General features: G+C 46.3%; 14 protein-coding genes. 12 read left to right on the forward strand and 2 right to left on the reverse strand.

The genetic code is table 11. From position 1 onward, the window contains the following. The first annotated feature begins 290 nt into the window (after positions 1-290). From QUB16_RS13260 to QUB16_RS13305, 10 genes are all read left to right on the forward strand, one after another. The gene (locus QUB16_RS13260) at positions 291-1010 is read left to right on the forward strand and encodes a TIGR04283 family arsenosugar biosynthesis glycosyltransferase (protein WP_445251121.1); all 720 of its coding nucleotides are present in this window, start codon (positions 291-293) and stop codon (positions 1008-1010) included. A 114-nt stretch (positions 1011-1124) separates the two neighbouring features. Continuing rightward, complete coding sequence (locus QUB16_RS13265; RefSeq protein ID WP_333081456.1) at positions 1125-1634, forward strand: photosystem I reaction center protein subunit XI; 510 nt, start codon at positions 1125-1127, stop codon at positions 1632-1634. Positions 1635-1691: 57 nt separating this feature from the next. Further along, on the forward strand, positions 1692-1808 hold the full coding sequence (locus QUB16_RS13270; RefSeq protein ID WP_333042098.1) for a photosystem I reaction center subunit VIII: 117 nt from the start codon (positions 1692-1694) through the stop codon (positions 1806-1808). A 337-nt stretch (positions 1809-2145) separates the two neighbouring features. Continuing rightward, complete coding sequence (locus tag QUB16_RS13275; protein ID WP_333316707.1) at positions 2146-2700, forward strand: hypothetical protein; 555 nt, start codon at positions 2146-2148, stop codon at positions 2698-2700. Positions 2701-2837: 137 nt separating this feature from the next. Continuing rightward, entirely contained in the window at positions 2838-3725 is an 888-nt protein-coding gene (locus QUB16_RS13280) for a hypothetical protein (RefSeq protein WP_333316632.1), read from the forward strand. A gap of 183 nt (positions 3726-3908) precedes the next feature. After that, a complete protein-coding gene (locus QUB16_RS13285; protein ID WP_333299244.1) occupies positions 3909-4481 on the forward strand; it encodes a DUF2996 domain-containing protein in 573 nt (190 codons plus the stop codon). A 377-nt stretch (positions 4482-4858) separates the two neighbouring features. Beyond that, positions 4859-5680 carry a sigma-70 family RNA polymerase sigma factor gene (locus QUB16_RS13290; RefSeq protein ID WP_333316634.1) on the forward strand — a complete coding sequence of 274 codons (822 nt, stop codon included), beginning with the start codon at positions 4859-4861 and terminating at the stop codon, positions 5678-5680. Between the two features lie 233 nt (positions 5681-5913). Further along, positions 5914-6354 carry a hypothetical protein gene (locus QUB16_RS13295; RefSeq protein ID WP_333316635.1) on the forward strand — a complete coding sequence of 147 codons (441 nt, stop codon included), beginning with the start codon at positions 5914-5916 and terminating at the stop codon, positions 6352-6354. A 311-nt stretch (positions 6355-6665) separates the two neighbouring features. After that, positions 6666-8261 (forward strand): tetratricopeptide repeat protein, encoded by a 1596-nt coding sequence (locus QUB16_RS13300; RefSeq protein WP_333316637.1) that lies wholly within the window; start codon positions 6666-6668, stop codon positions 8259-8261. Between the two features lie 74 nt (positions 8262-8335). After that, positions 8336-8776, forward strand: coding sequence for a hypothetical protein (locus QUB16_RS13305; RefSeq protein WP_333316639.1), 441 nt, complete (start codon positions 8336-8338; stop codon positions 8774-8776). Positions 8777-9549: 773 nt separating this feature from the next. Here the strand turns inward: QUB16_RS13305 and QUB16_RS13310 are convergent. Next, positions 9550-10371: an alpha/beta hydrolase gene (locus QUB16_RS13310; protein WP_333316641.1), complete on the reverse strand. Its 822-nt coding sequence runs from the start codon at positions 10369-10371 to the stop codon at positions 9550-9552. Positions 10372-10484: 113 nt separating this feature from the next. Continuing rightward, on the reverse strand, positions 10485-11210 hold the full coding sequence (locus tag QUB16_RS13315; RefSeq protein ID WP_333316643.1) for a lysophospholipid acyltransferase family protein: 726 nt from the start codon (positions 11208-11210) through the stop codon (positions 10485-10487). A 412-nt stretch (positions 11211-11622) separates the two neighbouring features. Between QUB16_RS13315 and QUB16_RS13320 the strand changes: the two genes are divergently transcribed. Both QUB16_RS13320 and QUB16_RS13325 read left to right on the forward strand, forming a co-directional pair. Then, positions 11623-11937, forward strand: a complete 315-nt coding sequence (locus QUB16_RS13320) for a hypothetical protein (protein WP_333056259.1) — start codon at positions 11623-11625, stop codon at positions 11935-11937. 129 nt (positions 11938-12066) lie between these two features. Then, positions 12067-13794, forward strand: a complete 1728-nt coding sequence (locus QUB16_RS13325; RefSeq protein WP_333316645.1) for a succinate dehydrogenase/fumarate reductase flavoprotein subunit — start codon at positions 12067-12069, stop codon at positions 13792-13794. Positions 13795-13838: the final 44 nt, after the last annotated feature.

Here is a 13838-nt window from a genome sequence, read left to right on the forward strand (position 1 = left end):
CTCAGTAGCAGTTAGACAGCGCTTGGGACAATAGTCCCAGGCGCGAGAAAAAGCCAAAAATTACCAACTAAATTAGCAACTAACAGATCGGCTTTGTACAAAACCCGCCCTGCCACAGGAAAGCCCAATGTAGGCGCGGGGCCGGTGTAAAAAATGAGCGACTAATAGCTTTGTTTTTTACCAAACTTCTCCCACGTTAAGGCAAAATGTAGGGGCGAGCCCGGGGGCAGAAATGGGCAAAATCAGCTTTGTACAAAACCCGCTCTCTCTCACGGGCTGCTTAATTCTGTATGTTGTCGCCAGAAAATTCCAATCTCAAAATTTCCCTGATCGTTCCAGTCTTAAACGAAGCACCTACAATTGCCTCAGTCATCTCCACCGCCCTTGAGGCCAAAAATGTCGAAATAATTGTCGCCGACGGCGGCAGCAGCGACGGTACTACAGATATAGCAAAATCTTTGGGCGTCCGAGTTATCTGCACCGCCCCAGGCCGCGCCACCCAAATGAATGCAGGTGCCGCCGCCGCTACTGGAGATATCCTGCTGTTTCTCCACGCAGACACTCTGTTGCCTCGCGGGTACGACTCTTGCGCGCGTCGGGTACTAGCTAACCCGTCTGCAGTAGCGGGGGCCTTTGAACTCAAGATTGACGCCTGCAGGCTCAGCCTCCGGCTGGTAGAAACAGGGGTAAACTGGCGATCGAACTTTCTGCAAATGCCCTACGGCGATCAAGCCATTTTCCTCAAAGCAGTTACCTTTGACCAAATCGGCGGTTTTCCCGACTTGCCCCTCATGGAAGACTTTGAATTCGTGCGGCGGTTGAAAAAACAAGGCCGCATTGAAATAGTACCCCAGCCAGTGCTGACATCCGCCCGTCGCTGGCAGCAGCTTGGGGTGATCAAAACCACCGCCATTAATCAAATAGTAATCCTCGCTTATTTCCTGGGAGTGTCGCCCGATCGACTCGCTTTCTGGTATAAGAGGCAAAAGAAAAATTCTTCCAAAAACTAAAGAATAGTGAACTTTTCTAAAGCTCGCTGCCAATTATGCAAATAGGAAACACGTCCCTGCGTAAAATATGACTTGAACGCCTCAACTTTTACGCACAGCGAGGAAAAAGAGAATATGGCAGATCCCAGAGATGCAGAGCTGATTAAACCCTTTAACGGCGACCCCTTCACGGGTCATCTCGCAACTCCCATCAGTGCTTCTGATTTCACAAAAGCATTCATTGGGAACTTGCCCGTCTACCGCAAAGGACTCTCGCCCCTAATTCGAGGCCTAGAAATTGGTTTGGCACACGGTTATTTCCTCGTCGGCCCCGAAATCGTCTTCGGACCCCTGCGGGATTATCCAGAAGCAGCTAATCTCGGAGGATTATATACCGCCCTCGTCTTAGTTCTGCTTGGCACACTAGGTATGTCTGCTTACGGTTTAGTCTCTTTCAAACAAGACAACACCAGCTACCCTAGCGCTAATCCCATGACCCCTGATGCCCTCAGAAATGCTGAAGGGTGGAGCCAGTTTACCGGTGGTTTCTTCATTGGTGGAATGGGTGGTGTCTTTGTTGCCTACTTCTTACTCGAAAACTTTAACGGCGTTGATGCCATTTTCCGGGGTTTAGTCAACAATTAGACTCGACTCCCACATATCCCTGTTGGAACACACTAACTTTAGTTTGGAGAATTTGATATGACAGGTTCCTACGCTGCCTCTTTCTTGCCTTGGATTTTGATTCCCCTAATTACCTGGGTGATGCCGGTTGTGGTAATGGGTTTGTTGTTTATCTACATTGAAAGCGACGCCTGATCCTTACCCCTCAAGTAAGACCTAAGTTGGAAAGCCGAAGTAAGATGATTGAGGAACAATCGCTCTGAAATTTCTAGATAAATCTAGGGAAAATCAGCAAAAATTGTTTTGAGATTGCTGGCTATCAGAAAACTTAGTTTCTTTACCCCCATCCCCAGAATTTATCTGTGGAGCAATCTTTCAGTTTTCTTCCTTCAAAACTCGTAATTGCCAAAAAATCCTCTGCCTGTAGGTAGAGGATTTTTTTGCCAAGAAGACAAATCATCCGATCGGGGAACACAAATTGCCAAATTCTGAGCCACAATTGTTATGGAAACCTACTAATGAGGAGACAGCGATGCAATTTTCCCCCGCACGCAGAATTTTAGCTCCATTCCTGATCTCGGTACTGCTGTTAGTGACCGCCTGCGGTCAAACCCAAACCGAATCACGCTGGGACAAAGCTCAGCAGGAAAGCACCCAAAAACCTGGTAAAGCACAGCAGACAACTGCTGATAAATCAAGTGCTAGTAATCAAAACCTGCCCAAGAAGGCAGTTGCAGGCGGTAAGTTAAATAAATACTTCCCGTCTTCTGGCGGTGGATTCGATCGCGTTTTTGCTCAAGAAAAATCCGGTTTTGCGGAAGCTAAATTGAACAAAGACGGTAAAAATGTCGCGGTGCTCTCGATTAGCGACATCGCCGGCAACCCCAGCGCAGGTGCAAAATTTAAGCAAAGTACCAAGCAAATCAGTGGCTATCCCGCCGTTAATCAGGGTGCTAATGGTACCGCTGTTTTAGTGGCAAATCGCTATCAGGTGAAAGTTCAATCGCGCAGTCCCTCTTTTACCGCTAGCGATCGCGAAGCTTGGCTGTCAAAATTTAACCTCGGCGGCCTCGCCCGCGTCAAATAGCAATGTCTCTTGTCGCACTCCGCGCCCGATTCCAGTCTGGCGCTATCAGAACTAAGTCTGCCACAATGAGACTGTGAAGTTTTGCAATCTGCCAAAAGTAATACCTTTGATTTTCGTTCCAGCATAAGGAGTTTTTTGTGAGCAAAACAGTCTTTGAATTAGTCGATCAACTGCCTCAAGACAACATGACTGTCAAAGCCCTACGAGCGCTTGACTTTGTGGTACCCGGCGAGTGGAACAATTTAGTTGGCTTTGAAAATACCATTCGCACCGTTACTGGCGAAACAGACGAAGATTTAATCCAGCAAATTGGCGAGCGCGCCATCTACCTCTACAACGATAAATCAGAGGGCTACCAGCGCGCTCTCTGGCTCTACCAAACTATTGACAGTGCTGACAAGGCTTTGGGCACTGCTGCCCTCGCTAACAAAGTCTCCCAAAATGTGCCGTTTTTGTCCCTGCTGGGCAATCTCACTCCCAAGCCGGAAAAAGCTCAAACGATCGACCTTTCTCTGAAGTTAGTCACTGAGTTGCTGGCTTTTTGCCAAATCAACGGCCTTCCCGGCGACAGCATCGGCGATTTTGCCGCTTCCTTGGGCGACTACGGCGGCGAATCCCTGATGCGGATGGCTGCTTTGGTTTGTTTTGACGGTTTGATTCCCCTGGGCCCGGACTTTATCATGGCAACTCAGTCTTGGATTCAGAGGCTTTCCCCGAACGATTTGCAAGATAATTCGGTCTTTCAGTCGATCGGTGGCATGATTCCTGGGGGCTCTCCCGCAGGCCAACTCGGCTTTATCGGCGAAAGCTTTAACTCGGTTTCTGGCTGGATGGGCTCTTTTGTGAGCGATCGAGGTTTGACTCCCCAAAACGTACTCGGCCACTTGCAGAATTTTGTAGATATTTCAGCAGACAAGGTGGACTACGTGGGCGCATTCCTCGACATGACTACCAACTACTACGAACACACCGGTGTTCAAACTCTCGCCCGCCGTTTGATTGAACGAGCTGTCGCTGAGATTTAGAATAATCTCAAGAGTTGTGATGTTTGCGGGCGATCGCCCTGTGAGAGTGTTTTCAGTTCAATTTTTTTTGACTAGCCATTCTCTCAGGTTGGTTTTCGATAAAAAGTATGCGATCGATCGAGCCGATCGCCCGCTTGCTCAACTCCCAACTCCTTACCCAATCACTTTTACCAGGAAGCGTTAATGTCAGAAGAACCGAAAAATCCTACCGCTGGCGAATCGGAAACTCCCAGTGCTTCGATCGAGAACGCCCCGAGTTCCGACACAGCCGAGACAAGCGACTTCCCCAGCACTGACAAGCCCCAGGCGGCTGCTAAAAAGCCCGCAGCCAAGGCCGAAGGCGACAAGCCCCCAGCTAAAGCTAAAAAGGAAAAAGCACCTGCTGTTGAAGACAAGCCCTTTGCGGAATTTATTCAACAAGATTATTTGCCCGCTTTGCAAACTGCTTTGACTAAGCAGGGCGTTAAGGATTTAGAGGTGAGTTTTACCAAGCAAAAATTCCCCGTTTTTGGCATGAGTTCCGCCGGGGATTGCTGGCAGGTAATTGGTAAATTCCAAGAAGGAGAGCGCCAATTTAACCTGTATTTTCCTCAAGAAAATATTCAAAGTCAAAGAGCCTTTTCCTGCGCGGAAAATAAGACAAAAACCAGCACTTTAGAGCCTTTTTTGATAGATGAGCGTAAGGTAACACTAGACCTCATGGTGTTTGGCGTCGTCCAGCGGCTTAACGCTCAAAAATGGCTAAATCTTAATTAACCTGAGTTCGGGATAAGAAGAGGAGGAGCCGTGTAAGCTGAAATACAGCGTATTCGAGGTTTGTGAATTGTAGGACACGGCAGTGTCCATTGGTGTCAACTTAAGCCTGAAAGCCCGCCAAGTTCGTCTGTGGGCCCGGAGTCCGCCAGGGGTTGAAACCCCTGTCTAATAGCTAAATTCCTCTCAAAGAGGACTAATGAGTTGAAAATTCTTCTCTTCAGTCCTCTTTTAGAGGACTTTAGCTTTGAGGCCGGGGTTTCAACCCCCGCCGGACTATGGGTTTGACCTTAAGTTGAGACTCCTTGGGCTCTTGGAGTATCCCTACGGGGAAGCTCACGATAGGCGGGTGTACTTCATAAATGTGAAATCTGCTGTAAATGGAAAGCAATAGCCATAGAACTCAAAAAATCAGGTCATCTTCTCAATCAGTGGCGGCATCAATCCTGTGGGATGAAACTGAAGATAAAAATACAATTTTTTGGCAAGAATGGCAGGCGCATCAAGATTATCTTTCCCATTGCTGTTTCAAGTGGATGAACTCAAACCCACTCGATGCCGAAGAAGTATTGAGTCAGGCAATGCTTAAAGCCTGGACAGAATGGCAAAACTATGGAAGTCAAATTAAATATCCTAAAGCTTGGTTAACTAAAATTCTCTATAACTTCTGCATAGATTTGCATCGAAAACGGAAACGAGATGCACTAATAATTGAAAACATAGACGAGATTAAACTTGAAGATAATCCAGCACTTTATTCTAACTTAGGATTTACTGAACCTAATATTATGAACCTAGAATGGGAGGCATATATCCACCACAAAATTGACTCCTTGCCTCTCAGAATCCGCGATACTTTTGTCTTATACCACTACCAAAATAAATCTTATCAAGATATTGCCAAGCTATTTCTATGCTCTGAAGAAAACGTCCGCAAATGCGTGAGCAAAGCCGGACGTATTCTGCGAAGGCATTTAACCAAATATCTGGCCGGTGAAGATGATACTCCTCTAAATTCTTCCTCGCCCCCCTTAAAGTTGGTAATTCCTTTGCCAGAAAAGTCTCAACCCCAATGCAATTGGGAATCACTAATTCCCCCAAAAAGCCAGGATGAAGAAATTAGCTATCAAGTCACCGTACTATGTCTGGAAACTTTACCCCATCATTCCTACATCTCTACTACTCTTCTAGCCTGGAGATGAAAATGCGTTGAGTCAGCCGTTGTTTATCCCGCCTGTGGGGAAGTTTAGACGATATTGCAGCGGCCAAAGGTAAGAGGAGCAAAAGTTCTAGGCGTTGAGGGGGGATTTTTGGAGAGAAAATTTGCCCGTAACTCGAAAAATTCCCAAATTGGGGTAGAAAAACGTCTAATAAATAAGCGGTCAGAGAAAACCGCTTAAAATCCATGTATTAGTTGCATCTTCCTTAACAAAAAATGAGTACATCCCGCAAAATCCAGATCGCACTCGTGGCAAGTCTCCTGTGGTCATCTACACCCATAAGCAGTTTTGCTGCTACCAACTCGATTACCTCTGAAAAGTTTCAGTCAGACACGGTAAAACTTCCTGTGGAAAGTATTCCCTCTAGGCAGTTAAATGTAACACCAGATACTTATTTAATTGCTGGTCAGTTCAGGGATATGCTGAGTAAAGTACCTGGGGGATATGACACGTTCAAAGCATTTGACGAGATATGGAAGAATCCAGCAGACAGGAAGAAAAGATTATTTGATCACTGCAACACTCAAAAAGTGTTATCAGTTAAGCTATGTTTTAGAATGCTAACAGTTTGGGCAGACGATATAGGGGAATCTGCCAACCGTAAGGACTCCGATGAGCTAAACAATATATTTGATGAAGCAAGAAAATTACCATGAGCTAAACAATATATTTAGAGAAGCAAGAAAATTACCAACTTAGTGCTGCTCTATTTCAGTGTTCAAAAACTTGAATAAAAAGCGATCTTGCCCACTCGACGAAGGGCGCGATCGCTTTTTTTCGGAGTGCGTAGGCAACGCCCGTCGTAGATTTCGCTTTTTGTTTACGAGAGAGCCATTGATTGACGCGATCGCATTAATTTTTCTTAATAATAATTAATCTTTTTTAGCTTGTTCAGTTTGAGTAACTAAGACATAATCTGAGCAACGTAAGTTATTCTATTTCCCGTTATATATAGCCAGTCTAAATTATGTCTGGATACTTTGCCACATCATTGGTGCAGTTCTGCCAATCTTCTGGGCTAGAGATGAATGTTCACTTTTTCTTAGAAGAAAAGCCAACTAGACAAGAGCAGAAATTGAACACTTTAAGTAAGTATGTTCAGAAATATCCCCAAGGATGGAAAAAAAGGTTAGAACTAGCTAATTTGCTTTACCAGATGGGAGACTGGCAACAAGCGGTTGCCGAATATCATCAAGTGATTGAGCGACAACCGCAATTAAGGGGTGTGCGGCTGCAACTAGGGAAACTATTGCAGCTAATGAAACGAGAAAAAGAGGCAATAGAAGTCTATGAAAAAGCCTTGTCGTGTTCCGAAAACGCAGCGACTCAGCATCATATCAAGGGATTGATTGCAGTTTGTCGGGGTGAGAGTGACAAAGCAATTATTGCCTTTAATTTAGCAACTCATTTAGAACCTGAAAAAGTCGTTCACCGGCTGGCTTTGGCACAGGTGTATCAGCAGATAGAAAATCATCTTGGCGTGCTCAGTGCTGTGGAGCAAATTTTGGCAATCAACCCAGATGATGTTGTGGCGTTGATTTACAGCCAAGATGCGAATCTGGCGGTGGGGGATATGAGCGCCGCAACAGAGCAGTTGAGCAAGCTTATAGCTCTATTTCCGAATGATTTTAGGGTACTGCAACGACAAATTGAGCAACGTCTTCAGATGAGATTAGTTTCTGGTGAAGAGGGGAAACTGACGAAAAAGATGATTACCTCTTTACTGCTACAAACTCCTCATGGGGCTGAGGCTCACAATTCTCTGGGCTATTATCACATTTTCCGGGGAGATTGGCGGCAAGGTGTGGAGGTATTAGCAGAGTTTACCGCCCAACACCCCAATCATCCTTATGGTTGGTATTACTATGGCCGGTGCTTATACGACACGAGAGACTATCAAAAAGCAGCACAGATGATGGCGAATGCTTATCAACTGTATCCCCATAATTGTGCAATTTATCAGGTCTTGTGTGAAATTTTACCGGCTGCCAAACGCTGGGAAGAATTGCGTTTTGTGGCAGAACAGATGCTGAAACGATTTCCTGAACGTTGGAGTGTTTGGGCGACTGCGGGGCGGGTGTTGGTGGAACATTTCAAAGAGATTGAACGAGGATGTAGTGTTTCTGAGCAGGGCACAAAACTTCAGCCGCAGTTAGTTGATGCTTGGTTTCGTCATGGGCGGGTGTTGGCTTTGGCGCTTAAACATCAAGAAGCGGTGGAGGCGTTGGAGAAAGGATGGAAGTTGTTACCAGCGGGAATTTCTCTGCAATTCGTGCCGACGGCGTTGTGGCTGGCGGAGAGTTACCAGGTGCTGGGGGATGTTGGGGCTAGTCAGCGCTGGTGGAAAGTTGCCGGTGAGGGATGTCAGGAATTGAGAGCGTTTAACGGGGCTATGGCTGACTACTGGTTAGGGAGAGCTTTGGTGGGGTTGAGGGATAAGTTGGGGGCGATACAGGCGTATGAAAGTGCATTGAGTCAGCAGTTGTTGTATCCAGCGCGTGGGGAGGTTGAGAAAAGTTTGCTGCGGTTGAAAGGTAAGAAGGGGAAGGGTTCTAGGGGTTGAGAGTGTATTTTTTGGGAGAAAAATTGCCTGTAACTCGAAAAAATCCCAAATTGGGGTGGGGAAACGTCTAAAAGATGTGGGAAGAAAAAACCACCAATCAACGTAAATTTCAACAAACGAGGTATTGTCGTATGAGTTTTGTCAAAAAATTACCAGCAGTTTTAATTGCTGCGGCTGGTATCTCTTTGGGTTTCGTTGGTACAGCCTTAGCAGAAACGATTTTATTAGGAGAGAAGACTCTCGGTCCTCAAGAGACATTGAACTTAATGCCAAAAGATATGAGGAATATAACGCTTTGCTTCCAGACAACAGATAACTTAGTGGGGAACCTAAAATTGCTTTATATCACCGACAGGGTGGGCGGAATAGACGTAAAAATAGAAGATTTACAGGCTAGCCCTAAAGAACAATGTATATCCAAAAGCATGGGTATATATCCGGTAAAGGTAATAAATATGCAAAGAAACAGGCCTGAGTTTAGTCGATCTATTCGTGTACGTGCGACGCAGGAATAAAGAATTACGTCAGGAAGCGCACATCTAAAGGCATAGGCTTGAAAAAGTCAGAATCTGACCAGACTAAGTATGTTTCACGAGTAGTAAAGCAGGGTGGATTTATTGTCAGAGGATAAGTAGGTAGGCGCAAATAAACCTTGCTGTGTAACCGAATGTAAAGCTGCTAGAACCGTAAGCGAATTGCGACGTTTAACGAACAATGACATACTTATGTATTTTCCCACTCATCTACTTAAATTTATCATAGTATTTGCGATCGGGTCAGACCCGATCGCAAATACTATCCTAACTCGGTGTATCGCTAATGAACTTAAGAGACTGTTGGCGAATTCACATAGGGTTTCACCCCTCACCTCTAAAACCAGCACTCGCGGTGTTTCTCACATAGATGTAGTAGGTTGGGTAGAGCGTCAGCGAAACCCAACACATTATTTTAAAAGAGTTGGGTTTCGCTCGCGCTCTACCCAACCTACACTATCTACATTGTACCTATGAGGGGTATTACCCTTTTTTAATTCGCCAACAGTCTCTGAACTTAATTGAAGCTATTATTGCAGTTCCTGACCATCGACATCCAAGAGGTATTAAGTAGGTAGGCGCAAAGAAACCTCGCTATGTAACGGAATGGAAATCTGCCAGAACCATTGCGATTGCTTAGTTTCACTTCGTTTCATGCAGCTATGACATACTTATGTATTTTCCCACTCATCTACTTAATTGCTAATTGCTGATGCCGATAAGATTGTTTTTCGGAGATGCCCAATGCCCAATGACTAATGACTGCTGACTAATGACCGATTTTCTTCGGATTTTGTCAAAAAATTGCGAGATTGCATAATCCCGTAAAGGTTAACATCTGTTTCTAACAAACAAGCGTGACCGCTGTTAGCCAGCAGCACCATTTGAGCTTTGGGAATTACCTTGACTAAAAGCTTCGCTTCTACTAGGGAAGGCAGCAGCCGATCGGCACCGCTAGCAATTACTAGCGTCGGCTGTTTGATGCCACGCAACTGATTTTCGTCAACATTAAACGATCGCACTAACGCCAATCTCCACACAGACGTATTTTGCGGTACTGCTTGCATCGCTTCTAGCAAAGCTCGTCGATCGTCGTGCCCAATCTTTCCTAATGATGCTAATATCGGCAATAAACCGATTACCGACAGCGGATACAGGTTGGCCGGCAGCCACTGAGTCAGATACGATCCCCACTGCACCCAAGGCTGCTGTCGGAATGAAGAAGCTGGATTGACTAAAATTAATCGATCGCACAATTGAGGAGCTTCTAAAACAGTTTTCATCGCTAAACAGCCCCCAAATGACTCGCCGCACAGATAAACCGGCCGCTTCGGCTTTCCGGCTTGCTTTTCGGCTTCAATTAAGGCAATTGTTTCGCTAACCAGTACCTCCCAACTAGCCATGTCGTCAGCCGGTACAGTTAAGCAGCGAATGTCGAAATCATTTGCTAATTTAGAAATTTGCGGCCGCAGCAGCAAACCGCTACCATCCATACCGGGCAGAAATACAAATAAAGGGCGATCGGGTTTCGGCGGTTTGGGGGTTAGGAAACGAATCTTGTTGTTAGCATTTGCCATGATTCAAGTCAATCGATTTTAGATTTTAGATTTTAGATTTTAGATTGGAAATCTGATACCAGCCAACAGTCAACAGTCAACAGTCAACAGTCAATAGCCAACAGTCAACAAACTTACAAACAACCTCGTTGGAGTAATTCTGCAATTTCTCCCTGACAGTGGTTTGTGAGTTCAGCCACAACTGCTTTGGCTTTTTTGCCTTGATATTGCTGCTGTCTATCGACAGTAATCCAGTAAGGCCGGCCGATTAAAACATTAACTCGCTGATAAATTATCACAGGATGCCACCCAGAGCGATCGAACAGCGGTTCCGAAGGATCGAACAAACTCAACAACTTGAGCGGTACACCCGATCGTACTGAGTGTTCCTCAAAAGAACTAATCGCCACCGGCAAAACTGCCAAATCCCGCACCGGTGCTCGCAAAGCCAAATGAGCAAATCCCCGCTGAAACTTCCCCACAGTATTCGGCCCAGTCAGCTTCACCATCGGTTCTGCACCCTCTGGAAACACCCCCACCATCTCCCCGCTTTGCAGCAGCGCTGTCGCTTGAGAGAAAAAATGCTGCTGTCGGTGCTCCGGTGCTTCCAAGGGGAAAGCGCCGAAAGTCGTGACCACTTCCCTCATCACCGGAACTTGACCCATGTAATGATGACAAGCAAAGCGGATCGATCGACCCAAAGCCGCCGTCAGCAGCACAGGATCTAAGAAACTGCGGTGATTGCTCACCACCAGCACCGGACTCTCTTGGGGAATCCGGTCTTCGCGGTACATAAACATCTGCGTTCCTAAACCAGCCAGGAAACAGCGCGCAATCAGCAATTTGCTCTCTGAAAACATGGGCCAAAAGACAGGTGGGACGCTATAAAGGTTGATTACATTCTCATGAAGCTTAACATTTCTTTACCAAGTCGCGGCTCAGCCAAAAAGTATACTTTCCCCTTCAGCCTTTGTTTCATAGTCCTGGACGCAGGGGTTGCCAGAAACCGGGTTTTTTGCGAAAAGACGCGCTACAGCCCGCCAAAACAGTAAAAAACCCGGTTTCTTTGTCGGAGTGCGTAAGTCTTGTTTCGGCAAAATTTCCCAGTCAGAAACAAAAATTCATAAAGTGTTGTTGCAAACTTCTATAAAAATGTTTAAAACAGCCCCAAAACCAAGTTGCGACAGCTAAACTTAGAAATTTACAGTGGCCCTTGACACACTGTCAAAGTATTTTTGGACAAGTCGTAATAGCAATCTCGCGAGGCATCAAATGAATAACATCCAAAACTATCGCCTTAAATGTACGCTCACCTTTGGCGACATTTACGGTCAAATCATTGTTTGGCTGATAGTCATCTTCCTAAGTCTAGCGTCGGCACTCGCCTTGTGGAGTAGCGCCCGCCAAATCTTCGCCTTGGCTACCGTCGGCTTGATTTTAGTGCTGTCTCTGCCCTTCTTGCTGTTTGCTTTCGTTACAACTCTGCTAAATAACATTGAAGTGCTTGCTGTAGAACCCGGTACGGAAACTCAACCTTCTGCAACGGGAAATCAGTCCAATCAGCAGCCTGTCGAAAGCGCCGGCTAGTCCAATGTGAAATTTTAACTTTTGATTTCCCATTCAAATCAAAAGTTAAAAAACTTCCTGCTCTTTTGGTAGGAAGTTTTTTTTTGCGTCACGATAAGTTGAGTAGAACACTCAAAATAATTCAAAAAGATGCTAGAACACGACGTAATCATTGTAGGCGGCGGTTTAGCAGGTTGCCGCGCCGCAGTAGAAATTGCTCGGACTGACCCCAGTTTAAAGGTAGCTGTCGTCGCCAAAACTCACCCGATTCGATCGCACTCCGTCGCAGCCCAAGGTGGGATGGCCTCCAGCCTACAAAATGTCGATCCCGAAGACAGTTGGAAAGCCCACGCCTTCGACACAGTAAAAGGTTCAGACTATTTAGCCGACCAAGACGCGGTAGAAATCCTCACCCGCGAAGCGCCCGGTGTAGTCATAGATTTAGAACACATGGGAGTCCTCTTCTCCCGCCTCCCAGACGGCAGAATTGCCCAGCGCGCTTTTGGCGGACATTCCCACCGCCGCACCTGCTACGCCGCCGACAAAACCGGTCACGCCATCCTGCACGAGTTAGTCAACAATCTGCGCCGCTGCGGAGTTCACATCTATCAGGAGTGGTATGTCACGCGCCTGATTTTGGAAGAAGGCCAAGCCAAGGGGGTAGTTATGTACCACCTGCTAGACGGTCAAATTGAGGTCGTGCGCGCTAAGGCGGTGATGTTTGCGACGGGCGGTTACGGCCGAGTTTACAATACCACGTCGAACGATTACGCCTCCACCGGAGACGGTTTGGCGATGACGGCTTTAGCTGGATTGCCGCTGGAAGATATGGAATTCGTACAGTTTCACCCGACTGGTTTGTATCCCGTGGGAGTGTTGATTTCCGAGGCTGTGCGGGGCGAAGGCGCTTATTTGATTAATTCAGAGGGCGATCGATTTATGGCCAATTATGCCCCGTCGCGGATGGAATTAGCGCCCAGAGACATCACCTCGCGGTCAATTTCCATAGAAATTCGCGCCGGCCGAGGAATTAATGTTGATGGTAGTGCCGGCGGCCCCTTTATCTATCTGGATTTACGGCACATGGGACGCGAAAAAATTATGAGTAAAATTCCTTTTGCTTGGGAAGAAGCCCACCGTTTGTTAGGAATTGATGCCGTAAATCAGCCGATGCCCGTGCGCCCTACTGTTCACTATTCAATGGGGGGAATTCCTACTAATGTTAGCGGGCAAGTTCGCAGCAGTCCTGACAGTTTGGTAGACGGTTTCTTTGCAGCCGGCGAAGCAGCTTGCGTATCGGTTCACGGCGCCAACCGTTTGGGCAGCAATTCGCTTTTGGAATGCGTCGTTTACGGCAAAGTTACTGGCGCAACCATAGCACAATTCGTACAAAATCGCAAGTTGCCGACAGTAGACGAACAGCGTTACATTATGGAAGCAAAAGAGCAAATTCAAGCACTTTTAGAACGTCCCGGAAAATACCGCATCAATCAAATCCGGCAGCAGTATCAAGATACTATGACTGAGTATTGTGGTGTATTTCGTAGCGCCGAATTGATGCAGGAAGGTTTAAAGAAATTGGAGGATTTAGAGCGACAATATGAGGAGGTTTACTTAGATGATAAAGGCAAGTTGTGGAATACGGAAATTGTGGAAGCTTTGGAGTTGCGGAGTTTGATAATAGTCGGGAAAATGATTTTAACTTCTGCTTTGAATCGGCAGGAAAGTCGGGGAGCTCATTCGCGGGAAGATTTTACTGAGCGCGATGATGGGAATTTCTTGAAGCATACAATGGCGTATTATTCGCCGGCGGGGATTGATTTGGCTTATATGCCGGTGGCGATTACGATGTTTGAGCCGCAGGAGAGGAAGTATTAATTTGTAGGGTGGGCATTGCCCACCTTACTAATAGTCTGGTCAGA

This window comes from Microcoleus sp. D3_18a_C4 (assembly GCF_036702415.1).
Taxonomy (GTDB): domain Bacteria; phylum Cyanobacteriota; class Cyanobacteriia; order Cyanobacteriales; family Microcoleaceae; genus Microcoleus.

Bases quoted from the DNA above. Each gene is read 5' to 3' on its own strand.
- QUB16_RS13270 (WP_333042098.1), top strand. From the start codon at position 1,692: ATGACAGGTTCCTACGCTGCCTCTTTCTTGCCTTGGATTTTGATTCCC.
- QUB16_RS13260 (WP_445251121.1), top strand. From the start codon at position 291: ATGTTGTCGCCAGAAAATTCCAATCTCAAAATTTCCCTGATCGTTCCA.
- QUB16_RS13300 (WP_333316637.1), top strand. From the start codon at position 6,666: ATGTCTGGATACTTTGCCACATCATTGGTGCAGTTCTGCCAATCTTCT.
- QUB16_RS13275 (WP_333316707.1), top strand. From the start codon at position 2,146: ATGCAATTTTCCCCCGCACGCAGAATTTTAGCTCCATTCCTGATCTCG.
- QUB16_RS13305 (WP_333316639.1), top strand. From the start codon at position 8,336: ATGTGGGAAGAAAAAACCACCAATCAACGTAAATTTCAACAAACGAGG.
- QUB16_RS13295 (WP_333316635.1), top strand. From the start codon at position 5,914: ATGAGTACATCCCGCAAAATCCAGATCGCACTCGTGGCAAGTCTCCTG.
- QUB16_RS13285 (WP_333299244.1), top strand. From the start codon at position 3,909: ATGTCAGAAGAACCGAAAAATCCTACCGCTGGCGAATCGGAAACTCCC.
- QUB16_RS13290 (WP_333316634.1), top strand. From the start codon at position 4,859: ATGGAAAGCAATAGCCATAGAACTCAAAAAATCAGGTCATCTTCTCAA.
- QUB16_RS13325 (WP_333316645.1), top strand. From the start codon at position 12,067: ATGCTAGAACACGACGTAATCATTGTAGGCGGCGGTTTAGCAGGTTGC.
- QUB16_RS13265 (WP_333081456.1), top strand. From the start codon at position 1,125: ATGGCAGATCCCAGAGATGCAGAGCTGATTAAACCCTTTAACGGCGAC.
- QUB16_RS13310 (WP_333316641.1), bottom strand. From the start codon at position 10,371: ATGGCAAATGCTAACAACAAGATTCGTTTCCTAACCCCCAAACCGCCG.
- QUB16_RS13320 (WP_333056259.1), top strand. From the start codon at position 11,623: ATGAATAACATCCAAAACTATCGCCTTAAATGTACGCTCACCTTTGGC.
- QUB16_RS13315 (WP_333316643.1), bottom strand. From the start codon at position 11,210: ATGTTTTCAGAGAGCAAATTGCTGATTGCGCGCTGTTTCCTGGCTGGT.